This window comes from Pectobacterium sp. A5351 (genome assembly GCF_028335745.1).
In the GTDB taxonomy this organism is placed as follows: Bacteria; Pseudomonadota; Gammaproteobacteria; order Enterobacterales; family Enterobacteriaceae; genus Pectobacterium.
The window spans coordinates 3,741,520-3,765,247 of record NZ_CP116477.1 but is presented as its reverse complement, the minus strand read 5'-3'; the positions used below and the strand labels follow the sequence as shown (position 1 = coordinate 3,765,247).

The following is a 23,728-nucleotide window of genomic DNA, read 5'->3' as shown; positions in this document are numbered from 1 at the left end:
AGGGGATGCGAGCGCGCATCCCCTTTTTTTCGGCTATCGATCAGATAAGCGAATTACTTATATTGATATCGGTTGCTGGTTTGGGAAGGGAATCAAATTCTTCAATGACGCTGTCTTTGAAGATAATCTTAGCAATTAGCAGTAAAGAGTTTTTATCCTGAACGCCATATTTATTCAGTAATCGTGATTTGCTGTTCAGTACTGATTTCTTATTTAACCCGATGATATCGGCAATCGCTTCCGCCGTGTAGCCCGCACACCAGTGTTGGAATACGGCATATTCAGACTTTGACAACCTGACGGGACTGAATAAACGGCGATCGTGAAGGTGGACGAAATCGAGTAATTTATAAAAAGAATCGATGGCGGCTGACTTTGAAATAAGAATCGTTTTTTCGTCAATGCACACGGGAGGGTGATTGAGGGAATTATTGATGATCACGAATGACGACGCCATATTATAAAAGTGAGTTCTTATCGACTCATAGTATTCCTCAAAGCCCTCGCTGCTACCGTCAATGATGAAAATACATTTTTTCTTTCCCTGCTGCAGCGTAAACCTGTTGACGGGTTTTATTGAGAGCATAGGGATACCGGATAGGATTTCCCGTAATCCTACCGTGGTAAAATTGCATTTACTGAAAATTCTCACATCCATGATTTTTAACACATATGAGTTTATTGTCTGAAAGTGGCCACAAACCAATAATGGCTGCTGATGTTATCCAGTTATTAAGAAATCGCGATCCCGAAATGCCTTTAATCGCTAAAAGATGGAGCCTCTAGAGAAACCTGCGGAAGAGACAACAGGGTTTATCATATATCCATATGATCGAACTGGAAAAATTTTTATTGGTTTAACATAGTATGCTTGATTTATTGGTTTATTTCTATCTTTAAATACAGGAGCTTATCCTAGGATTCCTGCTTATTGAGACGTAGATCTCTGCGCTAATCGTGGTTACTACTTTGTCGCCACATTCGTGGGCGACGGCTTTCTAACATCTGGAAATCCACTGAGTATCGTTTCTTAAAAGAGAACGTAAAGTCAGTGAGATTGAAAATAGCTATCTATTTATTATCGATTAATTCTTAAATCCTATCATCAGGACAATGGCGGGATTTAAAGATGACTGTTACACAGCAGCTTACAGCGAATATGGCGGGGATGATAGTGGTCGGATGACTAGCGGGCAATTGAGATTTTTTCAATTGCCCGCGGTGTGTCTGCTTTGTGAGTCATCAGAATGCGAGGTTATTTCTCGGCAACAATGCGTTCACGAATGTGTTTAGCACGGCCTTCAGATGAAGGGTGAGAATCAAACATGCTGCTCTCATGGCCCGTATCAAGCTTGGCGAGCTTCTCGAAGCTGGTTGCCAGACCTTCCCGATTGATGCCGCGTTTCTTCAGAAAATCGAAAGAGTAATCATCAGCCTGCGTTTCCTGCGTTTGAGAGAACTGGGAATTCACCAGTTTTTCTCCCAGATCGGCTAGCTGAGACTGTGACAAGGACTGCGCGACACCACCCACAGAGGCGATGGCAGTACGGGCGGCCGTCGCAGCATAGGCAACCTGCATCGCTTTACGTGTGTGTCCCAGCGCAACGTGGCCCATTTCGTGGCCGAGAACGCCTTCCACTTCATTGTCGTTCATGATGTCCATCAGGCCGCTGTACACCCGGATGCAGCCGTTAGCCATTGCCCAAGCGTTAACGTCTTTCTCCAGATAGACCTTGTAGTTTGCCGGCGTACCGTTGATATCGTGGCCCAGCGCATCCGCAATTTTATTCAGGCGCTGCATGTATTTGCTGTCGGCAGGGGCAATTTTTGCTTCTTTGTCCATTTGCTCACAGGACTGGTGGCTAAGCGCTTTAACCTGCTCATCGCTGAGCGTTGCCGCCTGAAACGCCTGAGCGCCGGATTGCATTAAGGTATTGGTGTTTAAGTTCTGGCAGCCAGTCAGCAACGTTGCGACACTCAGCGCCAGCACAGAAGATCGAATTGCCATAAAAATCATCTCCCTACGACTGTGCTTGTTTTTTAGTACGAAAGAAAACCGACTATAAACTACCCGAAAACGACATGGAGAAATAGATCGGAAAATCTGATTTGTGCTTTTTACGAGAGCATGTAGGTAATGCATTTTGTTTCTGATGCATTCCCAAAAGGCACGCCAAATAAAGGTGAACCCACTAGAAAACATCGCGTATGGTGCTGTAATCCACTGCACAATTGGCAAAAGAACCGCTATTGATTCGTCAGCCGATAAATCCCTGTTTTTTGCTCACGGTTCCATGTGCATTCGCTACATTTTTCATGTACATTTGTAATCATATTTATTTTGTCATTCTTGTTTAACTTGTTGATTTTTATGTGTTTTACAGGAAGGGCAGTCGTTCAATCCGATCTGGAGTCAAGCATGTCCTCTCGTAAAGAACTTGCCAATGCTATCCGCGCGCTGAGCATGGATGGGGTGCAGAAAGCCAAATCCGGTCACCCGGGCGCACCGATGGGCATGGCCGATATCGCCGAAGTGCTGTGGCGCGATTACCTCAACCATAATCCGGCCAACCCCAACTGGGCAAACCGCGACCGCTTCGTGCTGTCCAACGGCCACGCGTCCATGCTGATTTACAGCCTGCTGCATCTCTCCGGCTACGACCTGCCGATTGAAGAACTGAAAAACTTCCGTCAGCTGCATTCCAAAACGCCGGGTCACCCTGAATACGGCTACACCGCCGGCGTCGAAACCACCACCGGCCCGCTGGGTCAGGGGATTGCCAACGCCGTCGGCATGGCGATTGCCGAGCGCACGCTGGCCGCACAGTTCAACCGTCCGGGCCACGAGATTGTCGACCACCACACCTACGCCTTCCTGGGTGACGGCTGCATGATGGAAGGGATTTCTCACGAAGTCTGCTCGCTGGCCGGCACCATGAAGCTCGGCAAACTGACTGCGTTTTATGATGACAACGGTATCTCCATCGACGGCCACGTTGAAGGCTGGTTTACCGACGATACCGCTGCCCGTTTTGAAGCCTACGGCTGGCACGTAGTACGTGGCGTGGACGGTCACGATGCGGACGCCATCAAACGTGCCATCGGCGAAGCCCAGCTTGTCACTGACAAGCCGTCGCTGCTGATGTGCAAAACCGTGATTGGCTTCGGTTCACCGAACAAGGCCGGTACGCACGATTCCCACGGCGCCCCGCTGGGTGATGCCGAAGTCGCCGCCTCCCGCGAACAGCTGGGCTGGGCATATGCACCGTTTGAGATCCCTGCTGATATCTATGCAGTCTGGGACGCCAAACCGGCCGGTCAGCGTAAGGAAGCGGCCTGGGATGAGGCGTTTGCCGCCTACGCCAGCGCCTACCCGGAACTGGCTGCCGAGTTCACACGCCGCACCGGCGGTGAGTTGCCGGCCAACTGGCAGGCGGACGCACAGAAATTTATCGACGATTTGCAGGCCAATCCGGCGAAAATCGCCAGCCGCAAAGCCTCACAGAACGCGCTGGAAGCCTACGGCAAACTGCTGCCGGAATTCCTGGGCGGCTCTGCCGACCTGGCACCGAGCAACCTGACCATCTGGTCCGGCTCGGTCTCGCTGGATAAAGACCACGCGGGTAACTACATCCATTACGGCGTGCGCGAATTCGGCATGATGGCGATTGCCAACGGGATTGCACTGCACGGCGGCTTTGTGCCGTACACCGCGACCTTCCTGATGTTTGTGGAATATGCCCGTAACGCCGTGCGCATGGCCGCGCTGATGAAAATCCGCAGCATCTACGTTTACACCCACGACTCCATCGGTCTGGGTGAAGACGGCCCGACGCACCAGCCGGTTGAACAGCTGGCGAGCCTGCGCGTGACGCCGAACATGAGCAACTGGCGTCCGGCAGACCAGGTGGAAACGGCAGTGGCGTGGAAATACGCGATTGAGCGTCAGGACGGCCCGACATCGCTCATCCTGTCCCGTCAGAATCTGGCGCAGCAACCCCGTACCGCGGAGCAACTGGCGAACGTGGCGAAAGGCGGCTACGTGCTGAAAGACAGCGACGGTCAGCCTGAGCTTATCCTGATTGCCACCGGTTCTGAAGTTGAACTGGCGGTTGGCGCCTATGACAAGCTGACCGCGGCAGGCCGCAAGGTGCGCGTGGTGTCGATGCCGTCTACGGATGCGTTCGACAAGCAGGATGCAGCCTACCGTGAAGCGGTGCTGCCGAAAGCGGTATCGGCGCGTGTGGCAATTGAAGCGGGTATCGCGGACTACTGGTTCAAGTATGTTGGCCTGAACGGCGCGATTGTCGGCATGACGAGCTTCGGCGAATCCGCGCCGGCTGAGCAGTTGTTTGAAACCTTCGGCTTCACCGTGGATAACGTGGTGGAAAAGGCGCAGGCGCTCCTGAAGTAATCACGCTGCGTTAACCCCGATATGAGAAGCCGTCAGCTAACGCTGGCGGCTTTTTTTCATCCTGAATTTCCCCTTATTTTCAATGTGGTTTGCCTGCTCCCCAAACGCCGTTTTTTCATTTTTATGACGCAGGTCACTCTTCTGGCGTGTGCCAGACGAGAATATTTCTTTTATGCGTTAATTCGTTTATTCTAGCTGAAGCGTTTCAGTTGTTGTGCTGACGGCGTTTCGTCAGGGGTTCTCTGGTGTCTAAGAAGGGTATATCCTATGCGCTGGGTAGCCCAGCGATGACATAAGGAACCACAAGGAACGCCATGACGATCCGTATTGCGATAAACGGTTTTGGCCGCATAGGCCGCAGTGTTTTACGTGCGTTGTATGAATCAGGCCGCCGCGCTGAGATTGCCGTTGTGGCGATTAACGAGCTGGCGAGTGCGGAAGGCATGGCGCATTTGCTCAAGTATGATTCCAGCCACGGCCGTTTTTCGTGGGATGTGCGTCAGGAGTGCGATCAGCTTTATGTTGGTGATGACTGTATTCGCTTGTTGCATCAGGCAGAAATTCAGCAGTTGCCTTGGCGAGAACTCGGTGTCGATATCGTGCTGGATTGCAGCGGTGTCTACGGCAGCCGGGAAGACGGGGAAGCCCATCTGGCGGCAGGCGCAAAGAAAGTGCTGTTTTCTCATCCGGGAACGACGGATCTGGATGCGACGGTGGTGTTTGGCGTCAATCACCAGCAGTTGGAAAGTGGGCATCGTATTGTTTCCAATGCGTCCTGTACGACCAACTGTATTATTCCGGTGATTAAACTGCTGGATGATGCCTTCGGCATCGAGAATGGCACGGTAACGACGATCCACTCATCCATGAATGATCAACCGGTGATCGATGCTTATCATCACGATCTGCGACGTACGCGAGCCGCCAGTCAGTCGATCATCCCGGTGGATACCAAACTGTCAGCGGGGATCACCCGTATTTTTCCACAGTTTGTTGACCGTTTTGAGGCGATCTCGGTGCGAGTGCCGACGATCAACGTTACGGCAATTGACCTGAGCGTTAGCGTCAGGAAAGCCGTAAACGTGAATGAAATTAATGCACTATTGCAAAAATCAGCGCATGAGTCGTTTCGTGGTATAGTTGATTATACTGAATTGCCATTAGTGTCAGCTGATTTTAACCACGATCCGCACAGTGCCATTGTTGACGGCACGCAGACACGGGTCAGTGGTCAGCATCTGATTAAAACATTGGTCTGGTGCGATAACGAATGGGGCTTTGCCAACCGGATGTTGGATACAACACGGGCGATGGCAGCCTGCGGTTTCTAGTACGACGGTGGCGATCAGGGGTCGCTATCTCGCTCAAGCAACTTTAAAAGAGAATCAACAAGAGGATTCACCATGTCTGTAATTAAGATGACCGATCTGGATCTGGCTGGTAAACGTGTTCTTATTCGTGCGGATCTGAACGTACCAGTAAAAGAAGGGAAAGTGACGTCTGATGCGCGCATCCGTGCCTCTCTGCCGACCATCGAAATCGCCCTGAAACAAGGCGCTCGTGTTATGGTTACTTCCCACCTGGGACGCCCGACCGAAGGCGAGTACAGCGAAGAATTTTCTCTGCTGCCTGTTGTTGACTACCTGAAAGAGAAACTCTCTTCGCCTGTACGTCTGGCGAAAGACTATCTTGATGGTGTTGATGTCGCCGAAGGCGAGCTGGTTGTACTGGAAAACGTTCGCTTTAACAAAGGCGAGAAGAAAGACGACGAAGTCCTGTCCAAAAAATACGCGGCGCTGTGCGATGTGTTCGTGATGGACGCATTCGGTACTGCACACCGTGCGCAGGCTTCCACTCACGGCGTGGGTAAATTTGCGCCTATCGCCTGTGCAGGCCCGCTGTTGTCTGATGAGCTGGAAGCGCTGGGTAAAGCCTTGAGCGAACCAGCACGTCCGATGGTTGCCATTGTGGGCGGCTCTAAAGTCTCCACCAAGCTGACCGTGCTGGATTCTCTGTCTAAAATCGCCGATCAGCTGATCGTCGGTGGCGGTATTGCTAACACCTTCGTGGCTGCACAAGGCCACAACGTGGGCAAATCCCTGTACGAAGCAGACCTGATTCCTGAAGCGAAAAAGCTGCTGGAAACCTGTGATATTCCTGTACCGAGTGATGTGCGTGTTGCGTCAGAATTCTCTGAAACTGCAACCGCAACGCTGAAGTCAGTTACGGCAATCAAAGACGAAGAGCAGATTCTGGATCTGGGTGATGTTTCCGCTGAGCGTTTGGCTGAAATTCTGAAGAATGCCAAGACTATCCTGTGGAATGGCCCGGTTGGCGTCTTCGAATTCCCGAATTTCCGTAAAGGAACCGAGACCATTGCCCGTGCGATCGCAGATAGCGAAGCATTCTCTATTGCAGGCGGCGGCGATACGCTGGCTGCGATCGATCTGTTTGGTATTGCTGACAAAATCTCCTACATTTCTACCGGTGGTGGTGCATTCCTGGAGTTCGTTGAAGGGAAAAAACTGCCAGCAGTGGTTATGCTGGAAGAACGCGCCAAGCAGTAATTTAAGGTAAGGGCCACTTTTTCCCCTTTCCTGTTGTTGTCTCGGCATGTCGTTATGCATAGCGTGTCGAGACAACCTGTCGATTCAACATCAATTTCTCTAACCCCTCCACGGCCAACGAAACGGGACACGTAACATGTCTAAAATTTTTGATTTCGTAAAACCCGGTGTCATCACTGGTGATGACGTTCAGAAAGTTTTCGCAGTAGCAAAAGAAAACCAATTCGCCTTGCCAGCAGTGAACTGTGTCGGTACCGACTCAATCAATGCTGTGCTGGAAGCCGCAGCCAAAGTACGCGCGCCGGTCATCGTTCAGTTCTCTAACGGTGGTGCAGCATTCATCGCGGGTAAAGGCCTGAAAGCAGAAGGTCAGCAGGCGGCAATTTTGGGTGCGATTTCTGGCGCTCATCATGTTCACCAAATGGCTGAGCATTATGGTGTTCCGGTCATTCTGCATACTGACCACTGTGCCAAGAAACTGCTGCCGTGGATCGATGGCCTGCTGGACGCGGGTGAAAAACACTTCGCGGCTACCGGCAAACCGCTGTTCTCTTCTCACATGATCGATCTGTCTGAGGAGTCTCTGGAAGAGAACATCGAAATCTGTTCTAAGTATCTGGCACGTATGGCCAAAATCGATATGACCCTGGAAATCGAACTGGGTTGTACCGGTGGTGAAGAAGACGGCGTGGATAACAGCCACATGGACGCTTCTGCTCTGTACACCCAGCCAGAAGACGTTGACTACGCGTACACCAAACTGAACGCGATCAGCCCACGTTTCACCATCGCTGCCTCTTTCGGTAACGTACATGGCGTCTACAAGCCAGGTAACGTGAAGCTGACCCCAACCATCCTGCGTGATTCTCAGGAATATGTTTCCAAGAAACATAACCTGCCGCACAACAGCCTGGACTTCGTGTTCCACGGTGGTTCTGGTTCAAGCGCGCAAGAAATCAAAGATTCTGTCAGCTACGGCGTCGTGAAAATGAACATCGATACCGACACCCAGTGGGCAACGTGGGAAGGTATCCTGAAGTACTACAAAGATAACGAAGCTTATCTGCAAGGCCAATTGGGTAACCCGAAAGGCGAAGACCAGCCAAACAAGAAATACTATGACCCGCGTGTGTGGCTGCGTTCCGCTCAGGCGAGCATGGTGACTCGTCTGGAACAAGCCTTCAAAGAGCTTAACGCTGTTGATGTGCTGTAAGGCAGACAACGTAAACATGATTTGATGCTAAGGCTCCTACGGGAGTAATGCTGATCAGTTAAGGATCAGTTGAACGATCCAATAGCTGTGTAAGAATCCGGAAATGTTCTTCATTTCCGGATTTTTTTATGCGTATTTCTCAGGCCATCGACCTCGTTTCACGTTACGACTCGACCCGTAACCCTTTGACTTCTCTTGGCGACTTTCTTGACCCAGAACTTATTGCTCGTTGCCTTGCTGAGTCCGGCGTGGTCACCCTGCGTAAACGCCGTCTTCCTCTCGAAATGATGGTCTGGTGCATTGTCGGCATGGCGCTTGAACGTAAGGAGCCGCTTCATCAGATTGTCAATCGGCTGGATATTATGCTGCCCGGTAACCGTCCCTTTGTTGCTCCCAGCGCGGTTATCCAGGCCCGCCAGCGACTCGGAAGTGATGCCGTTCGACGGGTGTTCACGCACACTGCTCACTTGTGGCACAACGCTGTGGCACATCCTCACTGGTGTGGATTGACGTTACTGGCGATGGATGGCGTCGTCTGGCGCACACAGGAAACACCTGAAAATGATGCCGCCTTCCCGCGCCAGACTTACTGCGGCCAACCTGGCCCCTACCCGCAGGTCAAAATGGTCTGTCAGATGGAGCTGACCAGCCATCTGATAACCGCCGCAGCCTTCGGTACGATGAAAGACAGCGAATATACCCTGGCTGAGCAACTGATAGACCAGACCGCAGATAATACGCTGACGCTGCTCGATAAAGGGTATTACTCATTAGGGTTACTGAATGCCTGGAAGCGTGCGGGAGAACACCGACACTGGATGATACCGCTTAAGAAAGGTACCCGTTACGAGGAGGTCCGGAAACTGGGAAAAGGCGATCATCTGGTACAGTTGAAAACGACGCCACAATCCCGCAAAAAATGGCCGGGACTGAGTACAGAAGTGACAGCCCGATTACTGACCTATAGCCGTAAAGGCAAAACCTATCAGTTACTGACCTCGATGACCGATGGCATGCGTTATCCGGGAGGTGAAATGGTTGAGCTTTACAGTCACCGTTGGGAAATCGAGTTGGGTTACCGTGAAATCAAACAGACAATGCAACTGAGCAGACTGACACTGAGAAGCAAAAAACCGGAACTTGTGGAGCAGGAGTTATGGGGTGTGCTGCTGGCGTATAATCTGGTGCGTTATCAGATGATTAAAATGGCCAGTCAACTGAAAGGTTACTGGCCAAATCAGCTGAGCTTCTCAGAATCCTGCGGGCTGGTCATGAGAATGTTGATGACGCTTCAGGGCGCATCGCCGGGTCGTATCCCTGAGCTACTGCGAGATCTGGAAAGTATGGGGCAGATGGTGAAGCTGCCGATAAGAAGGGAAAGAGCCTTTCCGAGAGTGGTGAAAGAGAGACCTTATAAATATCGAAAAGCTGAGAAAAAATGCCAGTCAGTTGCTTAACTGACTGGCATTACTCCTACGGGAGCCTTAATTTTTGGTGGTAATGTTGCGCTTTAAGTGATGAACGTTATGCTTTCCCAGTGATTAAAAAACAGGAGCTTTCAAATGGAAGAACTTAATACGAGCCTGGATCAGGCAGAGAGCTGGTTGGTGGCGCATCAGAACTTGTTTTTGCAGTATGCCGTGAATATTGTCGCTGCATTAGTGATCCTCATCGTTGGTCTGGTGATCGCTCGGATCGTTTCTGGCACGATTAATAAACTGATGATCAGCCGCTCTATCGATTCAACCGTGGCGGATTTCCTCTCTGCGTTGGTACGTTATGGCATAATCGCGTTCACGCTGATTGCAGTATTGAGCCGGGTTGGCGTGCAGACGGCATCGGTCATTGCCGTACTGGGTGCGGCAGGCTTGGCTGTCGGTCTGGCATTGCAGGGGTCGTTAGCCAACTTTGCTGCGGGCGTCTTGCTGGTGATTTTCCGTCCTTTCCGTACCGGTGAATGGGTGGATTTAGGCGGTGTGTCTGGTTCCGTCACACAGGTACAGATTTTCTCGACGACGCTGCGTACCTCTGACGGTAAAATTATCGTGGTTCCGAATGGCAAAATCATTGCTGGCAACATCATCAACAGTTCACGTGAGCCGGATCGCCGTACCGAAATTATTGTTGGCGTGGCCTATGATGCCGATATCGACGTGGTGAAAAAGCTGTTGGGCGATATTGTTGCCGCGGACGAGCGTATCCAACACGACAAGGGCGTCACGATCCGTTTGAATGAAATGGCAGCGTCATCGCTGAATTTTGTGGTGTGGGTGTGGACAACCAACGGCAACGCGCAGGCGGTGTATTGGGATCTGCTGGAAAGCTTTAAACGCGTGCTGGATGAGCACCGTATCGGTATTCCTTACCCGCAGATGGACGTACATCTGCATAACGTACCATCCACAGCGAAACAACCTGAGTAAACTCTGCTGACTTAAGCAAATAAATAGGCACCATGTCCCGATATTGGCATGGTGCATCATCAGAAATCGCCTTCTCATTCAACCTCGCTTTTACCCGCCTTCAGCACATTAGATTAGCTAATGTAGCGTTAGAATATTCAATTTCACTTATTTAATCGGCTTCCATAAACTCCTCCGCGATAACAACAAACGGGGTAGGAGAGAAGTATGTGGGCGGTGTATTTACAGGGTGTTCTGTTGGGGGCAGCGATGATTTTGCCTTTGGGGCCACAGAATGCGTTTGTGATGAATCAGGGGATTCGTCGGCAGTACCACCTGATGGTGGCGCTGTTATGTGCCTTGAGCGACATGGTGCTGATTACCGCCGGTATTTTTGGCGGTAGCGCGTTGCTCAGTCAGTCTTCATTGCTGCTGGGTGCGGTGACCTGGGGTGGCGTGGCGTTTCTGCTTTGGTTCGGCTGGGGCGCGATGAAAACAGCCTTCAGCAAGAATATTTCACTCGCCAGCGCCGAGGTGATGAAACAAAGCCGCTGGCGCATTATCGCTACCATGCTGGCGGTGACCTGGCTGAATCCGCACGTCTATCTGGACACCTTTGTGGTGTTGGGGAGTCTGGGCAGTCAGTTTACGGATGATGCTCGGCGCTGGTTTGCGCTGGGGACGATGACTGCGTCTTTCACCTGGTTTTTTGCGTTGGCGCTCTTGGCCGCCTGGCTGGCACCGTGGCTGAATACGCCGCGGGTACAGCGGATCATCAACTTTTTTGTCGGCGTGGTGATGTGGGGGATTGCCCTGCAACTGGCGCGCCACGGCTGGCAATAATGGTTGGAAATAAATAACCTCGCCTTACGCTGTGTTTCAGAAATTCACCTATATTGTGTGGAGTTAGTAATGCGTTATGGTGGTTGGTGAAGCAGTCCGTCTTGTCTCTTTCATTCTGGAAGAGTCCGTGTTGGCACAGACAATTTATTGATACAGATAGTCTGCCAGCGGCATACGTGACGAAACATAAGTAAGGAGAGATTGTGAAGCGAGGTATGATGAAGCTAAATGCACTGGCGTTGGCCGCTGCGGTAGGATTGGGCGGTATGTCGATGGTCGCTCAGGCTGCGGAACTGCCGGATGGCCCGCATATCGTGACGTCAGGGACATCCAGCGTCGATGCGACGCCAGATATCGCCCGTCTGGCGATTGAAGTCAGCGTGTCATCGAAGGATGCGGCGGAAGCGAAAAAGCAGGTCGATGCCCGTGTTGCACAATATTTTGATTTTCTGAGTAAAAACGGTATTGAGAAAAAAGATATCAATGCCGCCAATTTACGCACGCAGCCAGAGTATGACTATCTTAAAACGGGTGGCTCGGTGCTGAAAGGCTATCGTGCCGTGCGTCAGGTGGAGGTGACGTTGCGCCAGTTAGACAAGCTGAATGAACTGCTGGATGGGGCGCTGAAATCGGGGCTTAATGAGATTCGCACGGTAGAATTAGGCGTTGCCAATCCAGAAGCCTATCGTGATGAAGCGCGTAAGAAAGCGATTGAGCAGGCGACGCGTCAGGCGGCCGCGCTGGCACAGGGCTTTAACGCCAAGCTGGGGCCGATTTACAGCGTTCGCTATCACGTTGCCAACTATCAGCCGATGCCGATGGCGCGGATGTTTAAAACGGCAGACGCGGCAGTGCAAACCGAAGCATCACAAACCTATGAACAGCAAACTATTCACTTTGACGATCAGGTGGATGTTGTCTTTGAGCTACAGCGTACGCCGTAAGCGCCGTTCTCACTTGTTCATAATACCCACAGGCCTGCTCAGACAGGCCTGTGGCATTTTACTGAATAACTATCTCAGTGCGTTATGACTGCCGCAGTACCTGATGACCGTGTGCGAGCAGGGCGTCCGTCACTTTTCTCATCATCCGGCTTTCCGGCGCAAAGCGATGCCAGTAGAGCATCCGACGTTGAAACAGCCCCGGCGTCAGGTCGACTAACTCGTTATTGGCCAGTTCTTTCTCGATTTGCAGATGTGGGATCATGCAGCAGGTTGTGCCTTGTCGTGCCAGCTGTACAAACGCTTCCGACGAATTCACGATGTGGCAGGGAACGCTGCCCGGCGATAAATCAAAGTTTTGCTGTAAAAAAGCCTGATGCATGTCATCCAGATGGTCGAAGGCGACCGCGGGCGCGCGCAGCAGTGCCGAACGCGTCACGCCATTGGGAAAATAGCGGGCGGCAAAGGTCGGCGAGGCCACAAACAGATAATCTAATGCGCCCAGCTTATCCACCAGACAGCTCGGCAGCGGCTGGGACTGAATACTCACCGCGCCCACCACTTCACCCCGGCGCAGCCTTTCCTGTGTGCGCGTTTCATCTTCTACCTGTAAGTTAAGGCGAATCGGGGAATCGACCAGCACTGGCTGTAATGCGGGCAGCAGCCAGGTTGCCAGACTGTCGGCGTTCACCGCCAGCGACAGCAGCAACGGGATATCGCTATTGGTTTCATTTCCCAGCCACTCTTCTTCCAGCAGCTCAACCTGATGCAGCAGCGCCAGCAGCTTCTGCCCTTGTTCCGTCGGGCGCGGGGGAATGGTTCTGACCAAAAGCGGCTGGCCGAACAGGTTTTCCAACTGTTTGATACGCTGTGAAACGGCAGATTGGGTAATACACAATTTTTGGGCGGCGCGCTCAAAACCACGCTCGCGGATGACGGCATCCAGAGCCTGAAGCGTTCGATAGTCCGGGCGTTTCATGAAAGTCAAAATCCTCTGAATGAGCCTGTTTTTTTCACTATGCCACATTTTGCTGATTTGCCATGCAGAAATCTTATTTTGGCTCTTGTGCGCAATTACGATTCAGCAGGGTAGGTGTGGAATGAGGCGCATGAAATAATGCATCGGCGGTGAAGTGAATTTACACGCTTTCCCCAATGAGCATGTTCTATAATACGCACACGTTTTCGTATATCGATTCTACAGGCCAGAAGCAGATTATGACGCAAGATGAACTGAAAAAAGCAGTGGGATGGGCAGCGCTCGACTACGTCCGCCCGGACACCATTGTGGGAGTAGGAACCGGATCGACAGCCGCACACTTTATTGATGCGCTGGGTTCGATAAAACATCAAATCAAAGGCGCGGTTTCCAGCTCGGATGCCTCAACGGAAAAACTGAAAAGTCTGGGTATTCCCGTGTTTGACGCCAATGAGGTCGATTCGCTAGATGTCTATGTCGATGGTGCGGATGAGATCAATGGCCACATGCAGATGATCAAAGGCGGTGGTGCGGCGCTGACCCGTGAGAAAATCATTTCAGCACTGTCGCGCCAGTTCATCTGCATTGTTGATGCATCCAAGCAGGTTGATGTGCTGGGTAAATTCCCGTTGCCGGTTGAAGTGATTCCGATGGCGCGGTCTTACGTGGCGCGTGAACTGGCGAAGCTGGGCGGGCAACCGGTCTATCGTCAGGGCGTCGTGACGGATAACGGCAACGTCATTCTGGATGTGCACAACCTGAATATCATGGATGCGGTCGCCGTAGAAAACCACATCAATGGTATCCCCGGCGTGGTGACCGTTGGGCTGTTCGCCAACCGCGGCGCGGATGTCGCCTTAGTCGGGACGGCTGATGGGGTAAAAACCGTCGTTAAATGAGTGCGAGATCGTTCTGACGTGGTGAACGTCCACGTCAGAAATTTTTTAGCTAAAAAAATCTATTTAGTTAACGGCTCATTTTTGGTAGTTAATATCACATTTTCTTATTTTGTTTATCGCCGATATGGCAATGCACATCTTTGGCAATATTTTTTGCCATAAATCAGGCGCGCCTCTTTGTGGCGTGATTCGGGCGAAGCAATCGTTTGTATTGCTGACTGCGTAATTTTTGTTATGTTGGCAGAGGCTATTTAGCACTCTGTCACATTTGAAGTCTGAAAATAAGGTCGGGAAATGGCAAAGGTATCACTGGAAAAAGACAAGATTAAGTTTCTGTTAGTGGAAGGCGTGCACCAGAGCGCGCTGGATAATCTGCGTGCAGCCGGTTACACCAACATCGAGTTCCACAAGGGCGCGTTGGATCCTGAGGCGCTGAAAGCCTCCATTCGCGATGCGCACTTTGTGGGTATTCGCTCGCGTACCCATCTGACAGAAGAGATTTTTGCTGCTGCGGAAAAACTGATCGCGGTAGGGTGTTTCTGTATCGGAACGAATCAGGTTGATCTGTCGGCCGCGACCAAACGCGGTATCCCAGTATTTAACGCACCGTTTTCCAATACCCGATCCGTGGCAGAAATGGTGATCGGCGAAATGCTGCTGATGCTGCGCGGTATCCCGGCGGCGAACGCGAAAGCGCACCGTGGTATCTGGCACAAACTGGCTGTCGGCTCGTTTGAAGCGCGCGGCAAAAAGCTGGGGATCATCGGCTACGGTCATATCGGTACTCAGTTGGGTATTCTGGCTGAAAGCCTGGGTATGCACGTTTACTTCTATGATATCGAAAGTAAATTACCGCTGGGTAATGCTCAGCAGGTGCGCCACCTGTCCGACCTGCTGAATATGAGCGACGTAGTGAGCCTGCACGTGCCGGAAAATGACAGCACGCAGAATATGATGGGAGCGGAAGAGCTGGCGCTGATGAAGCCGGGTTCCATCCTGATTAACGCTGCTCGCGGTACGGTGGTTGATATTCCTGCATTGTGCGAAGCGCTGAGCAGCAAGCATCTGTCCGGTGCGGCCATTGACGTGTTCCCACAGGAACCGGCAACCAACAGCGATCCGTTCCTGTCGCCGCTGTGTGAGTTTGATAACGTACTGCTGACGCCGCATATCGGTGGTTCTACGCAGGAAGCGCAGGAAAACATCGGTGATGAAGTGGCCGGAAAACTGGCGAAATATTCAGACAACGGGTCTACGCTGTCTGCGGTGAATTTCCCGGAAGTGTCGCTGCCTGTTCATGGCGCACGCGCCAGCCGCCTGCTGCACATCCATGAAAATCGTCCTGGCATTATTACCAAAATTAACCAGATCTTTGCTGAGCAGGGCATTAACATTGCCGCGCAGTATCTGCAAACGACGCCTGAAATTGGTTATGTGGTCATTGATGTCGAAACCGACGGCGCGCAAACGGCGCTGCAACTGATGAAGGCGATTCCAGGCACCATTCGTGCCCGTCTGCTGTTCTAATTCGCTTTAAGCGGCGAATCGCGTTAATCAGTGAATAAACAGCCAGCCCCAAATGGGGCTGGCTGCGTTATTACAGCGCGATAACGATCTTGCCGCGCATATGCCCTTCCTGCACTTTACTGTGAGCCTGCTTCAGCGTGTCTACGGTTAACCCTTGCAGCGTTTCGCTGGCAGTTCCCTGAAGTTTTCCTGCATCAACCAACTGTGCGATTTCGTGCAAAATATTCCCCTGTTCGGTGATATCTGGCGTGGTGAACATGCTACGGGTAAACATGAGTTCCCAATGTAGCGCTGCGCTTTTGAGTTTCAACGCCGTTTGATCGAGCGGGTTTTTGTTTTCCACGATGGTGCAAATGTGGCCCATCGGCGCGATCAGTTTGCTGATGGCATCCCAGTGGCCGTCCGTGTCGTTCAGACAGAAAATGTAGTCGACCTGTTTAATCCCTTCTTTTGCCAGTTCCTCGATCAGATTGCGGTAATCGACGACCTTGTGGGCACCGCGCTGGCTGCACCACGCTGCTGAGTCAGGCTGCTGAGTCAGGCTGTGATGCGGTAGCGATGATGTTCACTGAACTGCGTAGTGCTGCCAGCGAAATCGCAAGGGAGCCTACGCCGCCTGTGCCACCGATAATCAACAGCGTTTTCTCGCTGTCGGCCTGCTGTATTTTCAGGTGTTCGAACAATCCTTCCCATGCTGTCAGTGCCTACTGCCCGAGGCGCATATCACGGATAACCTGCTTTACGCCCGCGAGTGTGCCATGGCGGGGGCGGGGATTACACTATTGCCGGATTTTCTCTGTCTGGATGACGCAGTTTCCGGGAAGCTGGTCAGGGTCTTGCCGGAGTGGCAGGCGGAAGCTAACGAACTTTATCTGGTGTATCCCAGCCGCAAACTGAATTCGGCTGCGTTAGCGTGTTTTATTGACTTTGTTTTACAACATCGTGCGCTGGACGATAACTCAACATTTTTGAAAAATCAGCCGTGATACCATGCCCATAATATTTTTGTTTCATTTTTATTGGTTGTTTTTAATTTTTATTGAAACGTGATTTCTATCAAATTATTTTAGGTACGTTTTTGATTGGAAATGCCGATAACATTTTTGGTTCCTTTTGACTTTTTTATGAAAGGTCTGTTCTGCGTGACGTTATTGTCACAGTGATATCTGGGCTCTGTCAGGTCTGTAATGGCAGAGATAATGTATGCCAGTGATGGTGAAAATGAGAATGCAACCGATGTCTATTCAAAAAGAGAAGTTGGGTTACATCAACAACATACGTCTCGTTTCGTTATTTATTACTCTTTTTTCAATTATCTTGATTTTATTTGCGCTTTCTATTGGTACGGCGAGCTATTTCTTAAAGCTGAGTGATGATTCACTGGATAAGACAAATGAATTGTCTGATGTCCGTGCTGGTATCAGCAGCAGCCTCGATCAGCTACGTGTTGCTCGACTGCTGCTTATTCAGGCTGGTGCCGCAAACCGTATTAGCGATCGCGAGGTCTTTAAATCCGCTTCAGATCAGGCTGCTGGTCGAGTCAGAGCCTCACAGAAACGTTTGGATGAATATCTTGCGCGTCCAGACAAACTGGAGAGTGAAAACGCGCTGGATGGTGAAATTCTTAAGGCGTACGCCGACTACCGCGATAACGCGATTCTGGCGATGCAGAAAGCGACAAACGACGGAAAATTTGAAGAGACGATCACGCTGGAAAGCACATTGGCTCGTCAGTTAGATGAAGCGTTCAGTGTTCCAGTACGCAAGAAAGTGACTGAACTGACGAAAGCCGCGCAGGAGATCAACCTGCAGGCAGAGCATAATGCCAGACTGGGTTACTGGATGATGGCGGGGTCCTTTGCTCTGTCTATCATTATGGCGATCATGGCCTACATCATTGTACGCAATGTGATCCTCGCGCCAATCAACAGACTGGTTGAACGTATCCAAAAGATTGCCTCAGGCGATTTGACACAGCCGCCGATGGCAATGGGGCGTAATGAAATCGGTATTCTGGGAACGAATATTCAGAACATGCAGGCGGAACTGACGGATACGGTGACGATCGTGCGTGAAGGTGCGGATTCGATCTATCAGGGATCGTCAGAAATTACGGCGGGTAACGTCGATCTCTCTTCGCGTACCGAGCAGCAGGCGGCCGCGTTGGAGGAAACCGCCGCGAGCATGGAGCAACTGACCGCAACGGTGAAACAGAACTCTGACAACGCCCATCACGCCAGCCAACTGGCGAAAAATGCCTCTGAAAAAGCCGAGAAGGGTGGGCAGATCGTGAAGAACGTGGTGGATACCATGCAGGATATTTCCACCAGTTCACGGCGTATTTCCGAAATCACCTCGGTTATTAATAGCATTGCATTCCAGACCAACATTCTGGCGCTGAACGCGGCGGTAGAAGCCGCGCGTGCGGGTGAGCAAGGGCGTGGTTTTGCGGTGGTTGCAGGTGAAGTCCGTAATTTGGCGCAGCGCAGCGCACAGGCTGCGAAAGAGATTGAAGGGTTGATTGGCGAATCGAGCCGGCTGGTGGAAACAGGGTCTGGGCTTGTGTCTCAGGCAGGTACAACCATGGGTGAGATTGTCCGTGCGGTTGTCAGCGTGACCGATATCATGGGAGAAATTGCTTCTGCTTCCGACGAGCAAAGTCGTGGTATCGGGCAGGTGAGTCAGGCCGTGTCTGAAATGGATAGCGCAACGCAGCAGAATGCGGCGCTGGTGCAGGAAGCTTCGGCGGCCGCTGTGTCACTAGAAGAACAGGCTGCACGGCTGACTCAGGCTGTCGCGGTATTCAAGCTGGCTGGTGTGGCTCAGAGACTGAAAGCGTCATTGCCGAAGGCTGCGCCGCAACCGCGCTTAGCGCCAGCAATGGCGATTGGCGGAACCAGTAGCAAAGCCAGCGATAATCAAAACTGGGAAACGTTCTGATTCCCGATAAATGAAGCATGGTAGGAAACAAATGACCCGCAATGCGGGCCATTTGTTTATGACGTTCGGTGACGGCTTATTTAGCGATCTTCTTGTATTTGATGCGGTGGGGTTCCAGCGCATCGGCGCCCAGTGTACGCTTCTTGTATTCTTCGTATTCGGTAAAGTTACCTTCGAAGAATTCCACTTTACCTTCATCCTGGTAATCCAGAATGTGCGTTGCGATACGGTCGAGGAACCAACGGTCATGCGAGATCACCATGGCACAGCCAGGGAATTCCAGCAGGGCGTTTTCCAGCGCGCGCAGGGTTTCGATATCCAGGTCGTTGGTCGGTTCATCGAGCAGCAATACGTTGCCGCCGACCTGCAACAGCTTCGCCAGATGCAGACGACCGCGTTCACCACCGGACAGCTCGCCAACGCGTTTGCCCTGATCAACGCCTTTGAAGTTGAAACGACCAACGTACGCGCGGCTTGGCATCTCGGTGTTGCCGATACGCATGATGTCCTGCCCGCCGGACACTTCTTCCCAAACGGTTTTGCTGTTGTCCATCGCGTCACGGAACTGGTCGACTGACGCCAGTTTCACCGTTTCACCCAGCTCGATCGTACCGCTATCTGGCTGCTCCTGACCGGACATCATACGGAACAGCGTCGATTTACCGGCACCGTTCGGGCCGATAATGCCGACAATGGCACCTTTTGGTACGGAGAAAGACAGCCCGTCGATGAGCTGGCGTTCGCCGTAAGATTTGCTGAGGTTGGTGACTTCCACCACTTTATCGCCGAGGCGAGCACCAGGCGGAATAAACAGTTCGTTGGTTTCGTTGCGTTTCTGGTATTCCGTGTTGTTCAGCTCTTCAAAGCGTGCCAGGCGAGCTTTACCTTTGGACTGACGGCCTTTGGCACCTTGACGCACCCACTCCAGCTCTTTCTCAATGGATTTACGGCGCGCTGCTTCCTGAGAGGCTTCTTGGGCCAGACGCTGATCTTTCTGCTCCAGCCACGAAGAGTAGTTGCCTTCCCACGGAATCCCTTCGCCACGGTCCAGCTCCAGAATCCAGCCTGCGACGTTATCGAGGAAGTAACGGTCGTGGGTAATGGCGACCACGGTACCCTCGAAGTCGTGCAGGAAGCGTTCCAGCCAGGCGACAGACTCGGCATCCAGGTGGTTGGTCGGTTCGTCGAGCAGCAGCATGTCTGGCTTTTCCAGCAGCAGACGGCACAGGGCCACGCGACGACGCTCACCCCCAGACAGGTTAGCGATTTTCGCATCCCACTCCGGCAAGCGCAGCGCATCGGCGGCGCGCTCCAGTTGGTTATTCAGATTGTGACCGTCGTGCGCCTGAATGATTTCTTCCAGCTTGCCTTGCTCGGCGGCCAGCTTATCGAAGTCCGCATCTGGGTCGGCATACAGCGCATAGACCTCATCAAGACGCTTCAGCGCGGTCACGACTTCAGACACCGCTTCTTCTACGGATTCACGTACGGTGTGCTCCGTGTTTAACTGCGGTTCCTGCGGCAAATAGCCGATTTTGATGCCAGGTTGTGGGCGAGCTTCGCCCTCGATGTCCGTATCAATGCCAGCCATAATACGCAACAGCGTTGATTTACCGGCTCCGTTCAGACCCAGCACGCCGATCTTGGCACCGGGGAAAAAACTGAGGGAGATGTTTTTCAGAATGTGACGCTTCGGCGGTACGACCTTACCGACGCGATGCATGGTATAAACATATTGAGCCACGTTGCGACTTCGCCTCTCTCTTATCTCTATGATTTGTCACCATAAGCGGGTGACCATGTGTAGCACGATGCTACTTAATACTACATCGCTGTTAAGGCAATACCCTGGCAGCGGATCGATTATTCTAAGTGCATTACTTTGAGTATGAAGTGTAGCGGGTTTCAGCCCGCGATCCCAGCTATCCGGCGATTTGCCATGGCCGATCTGAGAGCTTGGCCCGCCTGGAGAATTTCAGAATCGGCTTGCGGATCGACGTATCGTTGTCTGGCATGATGTGCCACACTGGATCTGCCCGATAGGATAGGGGTATCGATACGATGAAGGATACCGATAGCAAGTTCGATAACGGATGAGGTTATGCAGGTGATGAAAGCGGTTCATTGGTGGTACGCCGTTGCGGCGATATGTCTGGCTGGGGCCTCTGGCCATGTGCTGGCGGATTCTCTGGACGAACAGCGTCAGCGCTATCAGCAGGTTAAGCAAGCATGGGACAGCAACCAGATGGACACGGTAGCGCAACTGATGACGACGCTGCGCAGTTACCCGCTTTATCCTTATCTTGAATACCGTTCGCTCACGCAGGACCTGAGCCAGGTCAGCGCGACGCAGGTGAGGCAGTTTATGGCAACGCACCCGACGCTGCCGCCCGCCCGTAATCTCAATACCAGCTTTGTGAATGAACTGGCGCGTCGTCAGGACTGGATCGGGCTGCTGGCATTTAGCCCGCAGCCGCCGAAACCGGTTAGTGCCCGCTGTAATTTTTATTATGCCCAGTGGGCTACCGGCCAGCGTCAGGGCGTGTGGGAAGCTACACGTGATATCTGGCTGACCGGGCGTTCGCTCCCTGAGGTGTGCGATAAACTCTTTTCCGTCTGGCAGCAGGCGGGCGAACAGACGCCGATGACGACGCTGGAACGCACGCGTCTGGCGATGGATGAGGGCAGTAGCAGTCTGGTGAGCTACCTCATCAAGCAGTTACCTGACAATTATAAAACGATGGGCGATGCGCTGCTAAAACTCCAGAACGATCCGAATTCGCTGGAGAGCTTCGCCCGCACTGTCGGGCCAACGGATTTCACCCGGAAAGTCACGCTGTCGGCCTTCACGCGCACGGCGCGTCAGGATGCCGATAATGCCCGTGCGATGCTGCCGATTATTGTCCGTCTACAGAAAATGAGTGCCGCAGAGCGTCAGGAGATGGAAGAAACCATTGCCTGGCGGTTGATGGGCAACGATGCCACATCAGAGCAGGCGCAGTGGCGGGATGACGTGGTGCGCAAGAGTGCATCGACCACGTTGCTGGAGCGTCGTGTACGCATGGCGTTGGGTGCAGGCGATCGTCAGGGGCTGACAAGCTGGATGGCGCGCTTGCCAGCGGAGGCGTTACAGAAAGACGAATGGCGCTACTGGCGTGCGGTGGTGCTGTTGGATCAGGGTAAACGTCAGGAAGGCGAGACGCTATTACGCAGCCTGATGCAAGAACGCGGGTTCTATCCTATGGCGGCAGCGCAGAAGCTCAATGAGCGCTATCCCATTACGATCATGACGGCGGTGAAGCCGGATTCTTCTTTGTCCCAGCTACCGGAAGTCGCCCGCGTGCGGGAATTGATGTTCTGGCAGATGGATAATCTGGCGCGCAGCGAATGGGTGGGGCTAATGGCGAATCGCAGTAAGCCGCAGCAGGAGGCGCTGGCGCGCTATGCGTTTGAGCAGCGCTGGGCGGATTTGAGCGTGCAGGCAACGATTGTCGCGAAGCTGTGGGATCATCTGGAAGAGCGTTTCCCTTTGGCCTGGAGTGACGAATTCCGCCGTGAAACGCAGGGGAAAGGGATTAGCCAGAGTTATGCGATGGCGATCGCGCGTCAGGAAAGCGCCTGGAACCCGAAAGCGCGTTCTCTGGTTGGCGCATCGGGTTTGATGCAGTTGATGCCCGCGACGGCGCAGCATACTGCCAAAATGAGCAATATCACGTTCTACACAAACAGTAGCCAACTGTTCGATCCTGAGACGAATATACTGTTGGGAACGAGCTATCTGGAGTACGTGTACCAGACATTTGGCCGCAACCGGATCCTGTCTTCCGCAGCTTATAATGCCGGACCATCGCGGGTGAATACCTGGTTGAGAAACAGCGCCGGACGCATTGATCCCGTTGCGTTTATCGAAAGTATTCCGTTCTCGGAAACGCGAGGATACGTGAAAAATGTGCTGGCCTATGACGTCTTCTATCGCTATTTCCTTAATCAGCCAGCCAATGTACTGACGGATGCGGAATGGCAGCGGCGTTATTGAGACGCGGCGTTGCGATCGCTACCCGAAATTGTGTTATGCTGCCGTACTAGTTAAATAGTATGGTAGCCCGTTATGACTCCGTTATCGCTTATTGACCCGGCACTTTCTGAACAAGACAATGCGCACTGGGTGCGCTTTGTTGCGCTATTGCAGCAGTCTATTGCGGAGGATCTGCAATTGCCGTTGCTTCAACTGCTACTGACGCCGGACGAGCGTACGGCGTTGGGAACGCGGGTGAGAATTGTGCAGGAGCTGATGCGGGGTGACATGAGTCAGCGTGAGTTGAAAAGCGAGTTAGGGGCAGGGATTGCTACCATCACGCGCGGTTCAAATAGCCTGAAAGCCGCGCCCCCCGCGTTAAAAGCCTGGCTGGAAGCGCAGTTGCTGTCGGCAGATAAACCGTTGGGTGACGACGCGTAACTGTTACGATTTTGCGGCGTGGACGGGAATCTGATAGATCGGGTTATGGAACGGCACCAGTGCCAGCAGCAGCGCCTGGTGATATACGCTGGTACGTGACAGTTTGCCGTCGGTGAAGACGCCGATGGCACCACCTTTATGTTTAATATTCTGAACGCCCGTCAAACGCTCCATTTCATCGCCTAATTCCCGTCCTTCACGGATACCATGTAATATACTTTCAGGAAGAACCAGGCTTGCAGAGCGTGATTCGCCACGCAGGTGGGTATTCTCGATCACCATCCAGGCGAATGTCATGCTTTCTTCAATGCCCGCTTCGACACCGACCCAAAAATCGGCTTCCGGTCGCACCTGGCGTGCCATCATAACGCGGTTTCTGGCGCCAGTACGGGTTTCGAGAGAACCAAGAGGTTGACGCGGGACGCCGCTATCGACGTCAACGCCTTCGATGCGGCAGTTTTCTGCACCAAAGACATCGGTGAATGCCAGAGTAATAGCCTTAATCTTTGCCGGGTTGGTAGTTGCAGCAACAACGTGATACATAACA

The 23,728-nt window shown here is 52.4% G+C and carries 18 protein-coding genes and 2 pseudogenes; 14 read left to right on the top strand and 6 right to left on the bottom strand.

Annotation, left to right across the window (positions count from 1 at the left end; genetic code table 11):
- Positions 1–40 precede the first annotated feature (40 nt).
- Together O1Q74_RS17285 and O1Q74_RS17280 are read right to left on the bottom strand one after the other, a co-directional pair.
- Positions 41–586 (bottom strand): helix-turn-helix transcriptional regulator, encoded by a 546-nt coding sequence (locus tag O1Q74_RS17285; protein WP_271878978.1) that lies wholly within the window; start codon positions 584–586, stop codon positions 41–43.
- Between the two features lie 669 nt (positions 587–1,255).
- On the bottom strand, positions 1,256–2,008 hold the full coding sequence (locus O1Q74_RS17280) for a M48 family metallopeptidase (RefSeq protein ID WP_271874806.1): 753 nt from the start codon (positions 2,006–2,008) through the stop codon (positions 1,256–1,258).
- 411 nt (positions 2,009–2,419) lie between these two features.
- Between O1Q74_RS17280 and tkt the strand changes: the two genes are divergently transcribed.
- The 8 genes from tkt (at position 2,420) to O1Q74_RS17240 (ending at position 12,383) form a co-directional block, all read left to right on the top strand.
- A complete protein-coding gene (tkt, locus tag O1Q74_RS17275; RefSeq protein ID WP_271874805.1) occupies positions 2,420–4,414 on the top strand; it encodes a transketolase in 1,995 nt (664 codons plus the stop codon).
- Positions 4,415–4,728: 314 nt separating this feature from the next.
- On the top strand, positions 4,729–5,745 hold the full coding sequence (gene epd / locus O1Q74_RS17270; protein WP_271874804.1) for an erythrose-4-phosphate dehydrogenase: 1,017 nt from the start codon (positions 4,729–4,731) through the stop codon (positions 5,743–5,745).
- A 72-nt stretch (positions 5,746–5,817) separates the two neighbouring features.
- Entirely contained in the window at positions 5,818–6,981 is a 1,164-nt protein-coding gene (gene pgk, locus O1Q74_RS17265; protein WP_271874803.1) for a phosphoglycerate kinase, read from the top strand.
- 136 nt (positions 6,982–7,117) lie between these two features.
- Entirely contained in the window at positions 7,118–8,194 is a 1,077-nt protein-coding gene (gene fbaA, locus O1Q74_RS17260) for a class II fructose-bisphosphate aldolase (RefSeq protein WP_015841829.1), read from the top strand.
- A 128-nt stretch (positions 8,195–8,322) separates the two neighbouring features.
- Positions 8,323–9,651 (top strand): IS4 family transposase, encoded by a 1,329-nt coding sequence (locus O1Q74_RS17255; protein ID WP_271874802.1) that lies wholly within the window; start codon positions 8,323–8,325, stop codon positions 9,649–9,651.
- 105 nt (positions 9,652–9,756) lie between these two features.
- Positions 9,757–10,617, top strand: a complete 861-nt coding sequence (gene mscS / locus O1Q74_RS17250) for a small-conductance mechanosensitive channel MscS (protein WP_271874801.1) — start codon at positions 9,757–9,759, stop codon at positions 10,615–10,617.
- Positions 10,618–10,824: 207 nt separating this feature from the next.
- On the top strand, positions 10,825–11,439 hold the full coding sequence (gene argO, locus O1Q74_RS17245; RefSeq protein WP_271874800.1) for an arginine exporter ArgO: 615 nt from the start codon (positions 10,825–10,827) through the stop codon (positions 11,437–11,439).
- Between the two features lie 218 nt (positions 11,440–11,657).
- Positions 11,658–12,383: an oxidative stress defense protein gene (locus O1Q74_RS17240; protein ID WP_271878976.1), complete on the top strand. Its 726-nt coding sequence runs from the start codon at positions 11,658–11,660 to the stop codon at positions 12,381–12,383.
- 82 nt (positions 12,384–12,465) lie between these two features.
- On the opposite strand, the gene O1Q74_RS17235 is transcribed toward O1Q74_RS17240, so the two are convergent.
- Positions 12,466–13,359 carry a LysR family transcriptional regulator ArgP gene (locus O1Q74_RS17235; protein WP_015841813.1) on the bottom strand — a complete coding sequence of 298 codons (894 nt, stop codon included), beginning with the start codon at positions 13,357–13,359 and terminating at the stop codon, positions 12,466–12,468.
- Between the two features lie 239 nt (positions 13,360–13,598).
- Between O1Q74_RS17235 and rpiA the strand changes: the two genes are divergently transcribed.
- Complete coding sequence (rpiA, locus tag O1Q74_RS17230; protein ID WP_263058102.1) at positions 13,599–14,258, top strand: ribose-5-phosphate isomerase RpiA; 660 nt, start codon at positions 13,599–13,601, stop codon at positions 14,256–14,258.
- Between the two features lie 294 nt (positions 14,259–14,552).
- Positions 14,553–15,785 carry a phosphoglycerate dehydrogenase gene (serA, locus tag O1Q74_RS17225; RefSeq protein WP_263058101.1) on the top strand — a complete coding sequence of 411 codons (1,233 nt, stop codon included), beginning with the start codon at positions 14,553–14,555 and terminating at the stop codon, positions 15,783–15,785.
- A gap of 70 nt (positions 15,786–15,855) precedes the next feature.
- Here serA and O1Q74_RS17220 read toward each other — a convergent pair.
- Positions 15,856–16,489: pseudogene (locus tag O1Q74_RS17220) on the bottom strand (zinc-binding dehydrogenase); the annotation flags it as partial.
- Here O1Q74_RS17220 and O1Q74_RS17215 point away from each other — a divergent pair.
- Positions 16,490–16,771: pseudogene (locus O1Q74_RS17215) on the top strand (LysR substrate-binding domain-containing protein); the annotation flags it as partial. It lies immediately after the preceding pseudogene.
- A gap of 250 nt (positions 16,772–17,021) precedes the next feature.
- Positions 17,022–18,725 carry a methyl-accepting chemotaxis protein gene (locus tag O1Q74_RS17210; protein ID WP_271874799.1) on the top strand — a complete coding sequence of 568 codons (1,704 nt, stop codon included), beginning with the start codon at positions 17,022–17,024 and terminating at the stop codon, positions 18,723–18,725.
- A 76-nt stretch (positions 18,726–18,801) separates the two neighbouring features.
- Here O1Q74_RS17210 and ettA read toward each other — a convergent pair whose 3' ends face one another.
- Entirely contained in the window at positions 18,802–20,469 is a 1,668-nt protein-coding gene (ettA, locus tag O1Q74_RS17205) for an energy-dependent translational throttle protein EttA (RefSeq protein WP_015841807.1), read from the bottom strand.
- Between the two features lie 366 nt (positions 20,470–20,835).
- Between ettA and sltY the strand changes: the two genes are divergently transcribed.
- Together sltY and trpR are read left to right on the top strand one after the other, a co-directional pair.
- Positions 20,836–22,761 (top strand): murein transglycosylase, encoded by a 1,926-nt coding sequence (sltY, locus tag O1Q74_RS17200; protein WP_442953148.1) that lies wholly within the window; start codon positions 20,836–20,838, stop codon positions 22,759–22,761.
- A 72-nt stretch (positions 22,762–22,833) separates the two neighbouring features.
- Complete coding sequence (trpR, locus tag O1Q74_RS17195; RefSeq protein ID WP_271874797.1) at positions 22,834–23,181, top strand: trp operon repressor; 348 nt, start codon at positions 22,834–22,836, stop codon at positions 23,179–23,181.
- A gap of 3 nt (positions 23,182–23,184) precedes the next feature.
- On the opposite strand, the gene yjjX is transcribed toward trpR, so the two are convergent.
- The gene (gene yjjX / locus O1Q74_RS17190; protein WP_271874796.1) at positions 23,185–23,724 is read right to left on the bottom strand and encodes an inosine/xanthosine triphosphatase; all 540 of its coding nucleotides are present in this window, start codon (positions 23,722–23,724) and stop codon (positions 23,185–23,187) included.
- Positions 23,725–23,728: the final 4 nt, after the last annotated feature.

Bases quoted from the DNA above. Each gene is read 5' to 3' on its own strand.
- trpR (WP_271874797.1), top strand. From the start codon at position 22,834: ATGACTCCGTTATCGCTTATTGACCCGGCACTTTCTGAACAAGACAAT.
- argO (WP_271874800.1), top strand. From the start codon at position 10,825: ATGTGGGCGGTGTATTTACAGGGTGTTCTGTTGGGGGCAGCGATGATT.
- pgk (WP_271874803.1), top strand. From the start codon at position 5,818: ATGTCTGTAATTAAGATGACCGATCTGGATCTGGCTGGTAAACGTGTT.
- rpiA (WP_263058102.1), top strand. From the start codon at position 13,599: ATGACGCAAGATGAACTGAAAAAAGCAGTGGGATGGGCAGCGCTCGAC.
- O1Q74_RS17255 (WP_271874802.1), top strand. From the start codon at position 8,323: ATGCGTATTTCTCAGGCCATCGACCTCGTTTCACGTTACGACTCGACC.
- sltY (WP_442953148.1), top strand. From the start codon at position 20,836: ATGAAAGCGGTTCATTGGTGGTACGCCGTTGCGGCGATATGTCTGGCT.
- yjjX (WP_271874796.1), bottom strand. From the start codon at position 23,724: ATGTATCACGTTGTTGCTGCAACTACCAACCCGGCAAAGATTAAGGCT.
- O1Q74_RS17280 (WP_271874806.1), bottom strand. From the start codon at position 2,008: ATGGCAATTCGATCTTCTGTGCTGGCGCTGAGTGTCGCAACGTTGCTG.
- O1Q74_RS17210 (WP_271874799.1), top strand. From the start codon at position 17,022: ATGTCTATTCAAAAAGAGAAGTTGGGTTACATCAACAACATACGTCTC.
- serA (WP_263058101.1), top strand. From the start codon at position 14,553: ATGGCAAAGGTATCACTGGAAAAAGACAAGATTAAGTTTCTGTTAGTG.
- O1Q74_RS17240 (WP_271878976.1), top strand. From the start codon at position 11,658: ATGAAGCTAAATGCACTGGCGTTGGCCGCTGCGGTAGGATTGGGCGGT.
- tkt (WP_271874805.1), top strand. From the start codon at position 2,420: ATGTCCTCTCGTAAAGAACTTGCCAATGCTATCCGCGCGCTGAGCATG.
- epd (WP_271874804.1), top strand. From the start codon at position 4,729: ATGACGATCCGTATTGCGATAAACGGTTTTGGCCGCATAGGCCGCAGT.
- mscS (WP_271874801.1), top strand. From the start codon at position 9,757: ATGGAAGAACTTAATACGAGCCTGGATCAGGCAGAGAGCTGGTTGGTG.
- O1Q74_RS17285 (WP_271878978.1), bottom strand. From the start codon at position 586: ATGCTCTCAATAAAACCCGTCAACAGGTTTACGCTGCAGCAGGGAAAG.
- fbaA (WP_015841829.1), top strand. From the start codon at position 7,118: ATGTCTAAAATTTTTGATTTCGTAAAACCCGGTGTCATCACTGGTGAT.
- O1Q74_RS17235 (WP_015841813.1), bottom strand. From the start codon at position 13,359: ATGAAACGCCCGGACTATCGAACGCTTCAGGCTCTGGATGCCGTCATC.